The organism is Cupriavidus basilensis, from assembly GCF_029335485.1.
Classification (GTDB): domain Bacteria; phylum Pseudomonadota; class Gammaproteobacteria; order Burkholderiales; family Burkholderiaceae; genus Cupriavidus; species Cupriavidus basilensis_E.
The window spans coordinates 1-3,388 of record NZ_JARJLM010000249.1; the positions used below are offsets into that span (position 1 = coordinate 1).

Genomic DNA, 3,388 nt, shown 5'->3' on the forward strand with positions numbered 1-3,388 from the left:
CGCAGCCCGGCCACCAGCGCTTCGACTTCGATCGCGGTGAACATCAGCGGAGGGACGTCGTAATCGGCCCGCAACCGGTAGCCGATGCCCGCTTCGCCCTCGACCGGCACGCCCGACAGCGACAGCGCCTGGATGTCCCGGTACACGGTGCGCTCGGACACGCCGAGCCGCTGCGCGAGCAGCGCCGCCGTCGTGAGGCGGCGCCCGCGCAGCACCTGGACGATCTGGAAAAGGCGGTCGGCGCGGCGGCTCATCGGGGCTTCATCTCGGTTCCATACGGGTATCGGCAGGCCGGCCGCGGCGCGGGTCTAGGCGGCCAGGGGCTGGTGCAGGCCGACGCGGTTGCCTTCGCTGTCGATGATATGTGCGATATGGCCGATATCGCCGGGCAGCTGCAGCGGGCCGAACACGGTCTTGCCGCCGGCGGCCTGCACGCGCACCAGCAGCGCGGTGAGTTGCGGCGTGTGCAGATAAGGCACGCAGCCATCGGGCGAAGGGCGGAAGCCCTCGCCGGCCACCAGCGCGCCGCCGGGCTCATGGCCGGCAAAAATGGCCATGTCGATTTGCGCCATGTTCTCGCGCTTGAGGGTGGTCTCGAACACCTGCTCATAGAAACGGACTGCGCGGTTCATATCGGCGACGGGGATTTCAAGCCAGTTAATCAGTCCACTCATGATGACCTCTCGGGTTGGGTTGGAGAGGCGAATCATGCGCGGGGGCTCCTGACAGCGTCCTGTCAGGAGCGTTCAGTGCGGCATCCACGCCGCCAGTACCGGCACCATCACGGCGGTCAGCACGCCATTCAGGCCCATGCCGAGCGCGGCGAAGGCGCCGGCTTCCTGGTTGACCTGGAAGGCGCGCGCGGTGCCGATGCCATGCGCCGCCACGCCGGTGGCGAAGCCGCGCACGGTGTAGTCGCCGATGCGCAGCAGGTTCAGCAGCCTGGTGGCGCTGACCGCGCCGATGATGCCGGTGGCCATCACCAGCACGGCGGTCAGCGAAGGCAGGCCGCCGATCTTCTCGGCCACGCCCATGGCGATCGGGATGGTGACCGACTTGGGCGCGAGCGAGCGCACCGTCTCGGGCGAGGCGCCCAGCAGCCACGCGATGCCCACCGCCGACACCACCGCCACCAGCGAGCCCGCCAGCAAGCCGCCCAGCAGCGGCAGCACGTGCCGGCGCAGCTTGGGCAGCTGCAGGTAGAGCGGCACCGCCAGCGCCACGGTCGCCGGCCCCAGCAGAAAGTGGACGAACTGCGCGCCGTCGAAATAGGTTTTGTACGGCGTGCCGGTCACGGTCAGCAGCGTGACCAGGATGGCCACCGCGATCATCACCGGATTGGCCAGCGGCGAAAAGCGCGCGCGCTCGTAGACACGGAAGGCGAACACATAGGCCAGCAGGGTGGCGGTCAGGCCCAGCAGCGGACTGGCGGCCAGGTAGACCCAGATCTCGTTGAGGCGCGGCGTCATCATGGCTGCTCTCCCGGCGTTGCCTGCGCGCGGACAGGACTTGCGTCATCGGGCGGCGTCTTGCCCATCAGGGCTCGCGCCACCAGTGCCGTGGTGGCGATGGCCAGCCACGTGGACAGCACCAGCGCCACCACGATCGGCATCCACTCGCCGCCGATGCGGTGCGCATGGACCATGATGCCCACGCCGGCCGGCACGAACAACAGCGACAGGTGCTTCAGCAATTCGGAGGTGGTGCCCTGGATCACCGGCAGCAGCCGGTCGTCGAAGGTGAGCCAGCCGAACAGCAGGATCATGCCGATCACGGGGCCGGGCACGGGCAGGCTCAGGGCATAGCTGAGCGCTTCCCCGATGGATTGGAAAACCAGCAGGATGGCGAAGGTCTGGAGCATGCGGGCGAGGGGGGATGGAAACCGGGATTGGCGCCATCGAATGGTAACCCGGAGTGGCCCGGGTTGGCCGCCGGCGCCACGCCGGTGCGCTTACCCCAGCATCCGGTCCACCAGTTCAATCCAATGCATCACTGGCGTACCCGTCCCGCTTTGCAGATGCGTGATGCAGCCGATATTGGCCGATACGATGGCCTCGGGCCCGCAGGCCTGCAGGTTGGCGAGCTTTTCGTCGCGCAGGCGGTAGGACAACGCAGGCTGCAGCACGGAATACGTGCCCGCGGAGCCGCAGCACAGATGGCTGTCGGCGCAGAGCCTGACATCCACGCCCAGGCCGCCCAGCAGCGCTTCCACCTTGCCGCGGATCTGCTGGCCGTGCTGCAGCGTGCAGGGCGGATGGTAGGCCACGCGCTGGCCATGGCCGGCCTTGCCGCCCCGGGCTTCGATCGTCTCGGCTGCCATGGCCTGCAGGTTGTCGGCAAAGTCCGGCAGCAGTTCCGACAGGTCCTTGGTCAGCGCCGAGACCTGGCGCGCGCGCTCGGCATAGCGCGCATCGTTGCGCAGCAGGTGGCCATATTCCTTGACCATCGCGCCGCAACCCGACGCGGTCATGACGATGGCTTCCGCGCCGGCCTGCACCGCCGGCCACCAGGCGTCGATATTGCGCCGCATATTGTCGAAGCCGCCGTCGTGGTCGCCGGTGTGGTAGCGCACCGCACCGCAGCAACCGGCCTGGCGCGCCACCACCAGTTGCACGCCAAGGCGGTCGAACACGCGTGCCGTGGCGGCATTGATGTTGGGCGACATCGATGGCTGCACGCAGCCGTCGAGCAACAGCATCTTGCGCGCATGCGTGGTGCGCGGCCACGTGCCGGCGTCCACCGGCTGCGGCACTTTGTTGCGCAAGGACTGCGGCAGCAGCGGGCGCAGGCGCTGGCCCATGCGCATGGCCGGCCCGAACAGCGCCGGCCGGGTCATGCTCTCGCGCAGCGCCCAGCGCGCGAAACGCTCGCGGGCCGGGCGCCGGATGCCTTCGGCTTCCAGCCGGTCGTCCACCACCTTGCGGCCGATATCGACCAGGCGGCCGTATTTCACGCCGGACGGGCAGGTCGATTCGCAGTTGCGGCAGGTCAGGCAACGGTCCAGGTGCAGGCGCGTGCTCTCGGTGACGGGCTGGCCTTCGAGCACCTGCTTCATCAGGTAGATGCGGCCGCGCGGCCCGTCCAGTTCGTCGCCGAGCAACTGGTAGGTGGGGCAGGTGGCGGTGCAGAAGCCGCAGTGCACGCATTTGCCGACGATGGACTTGGCTTCTTCGCCGTCGGGCGTGTCGCGCAGGAATTCGGCCAGGGTGGTTTGCATGGTTCGGGGACTCTCTGGTGCCTTTGCTGGGGATCGGGATGGCCTGGCCTGCGGCTCAGAGGCCGGCGTACATGCGCTGCGGATTGAAAATGCCGGCCGGGTCGAACTTTGCCTTGAGCCGCTGGTGAATGGCGGCCACCGGTGCCGACAGCGGCGTGAACACGCCCACCG

The 3,388-nt window shown here is 68.6% G+C and carries 5 protein-coding genes and 1 pseudogene; all 6 read right to left on the reverse strand.

Features of this window, described 5'->3' with window-relative positions; all coding sequences use genetic code 11:
• The coding region (locus P3W85_RS14205; RefSeq protein WP_276265253.1) for a helix-turn-helix transcriptional regulator at positions 1–254 on the reverse strand (254 nt) is incomplete at its 3' end.
• A gap of 54 nt (positions 255–308) precedes the next feature.
• Complete coding sequence (locus P3W85_RS14210) at positions 309–674, reverse strand: VOC family protein (protein WP_276265254.1); 366 nt, start codon at positions 672–674, stop codon at positions 309–311.
• A 72-nt stretch (positions 675–746) separates the two neighbouring features.
• Positions 747–1,472 (reverse strand): LrgB family protein, encoded by a 726-nt coding sequence (locus P3W85_RS14215; protein WP_017227924.1) that lies wholly within the window; start codon positions 1,470–1,472, stop codon positions 747–749.
• Positions 1,469–1,861: a CidA/LrgA family protein gene (locus tag P3W85_RS14220; protein ID WP_017227923.1), complete on the reverse strand. Its 393-nt coding sequence runs from the start codon at positions 1,859–1,861 to the stop codon at positions 1,469–1,471. The genes P3W85_RS14215 and P3W85_RS14220 overlap by 4 nt, the downstream gene beginning before the upstream one ends.
• 90 nt (positions 1,862–1,951) lie before the next feature.
• On the reverse strand, positions 1,952–3,217 hold the full coding sequence (gene glcF, locus P3W85_RS14225; protein ID WP_276265255.1) for a glycolate oxidase subunit GlcF: 1,266 nt from the start codon (positions 3,215–3,217) through the stop codon (positions 1,952–1,954).
• Positions 3,218–3,272: 55 nt separating this feature from the next.
• Positions 3,273–3,388: pseudogene (glcE, locus tag P3W85_RS14230) on the reverse strand (glycolate oxidase subunit GlcE); the annotation flags it as partial.

What these genes read in the sequence shown, in the direction of transcription:
- P3W85_RS14210 (WP_276265254.1), bottom strand. Translation starts at nt 674, where the DNA reads ATGAGTGGACTGATTAACTGGCTTGAAATCCCCGTCGCCGATATGAAC.
- P3W85_RS14215 (WP_017227924.1), bottom strand. Translation starts at nt 1,472, where the DNA reads ATGATGACGCCGCGCCTCAACGAGATCTGGGTCTACCTGGCCGCCAGT.
- P3W85_RS14220 (WP_017227923.1), bottom strand. Translation starts at nt 1,861, where the DNA reads ATGCTCCAGACCTTCGCCATCCTGCTGGTTTTCCAATCCATCGGGGAA.
- glcF (WP_276265255.1), bottom strand. Translation starts at nt 3,217, where the DNA reads ATGCAAACCACCCTGGCCGAATTCCTGCGCGACACGCCCGACGGCGAA.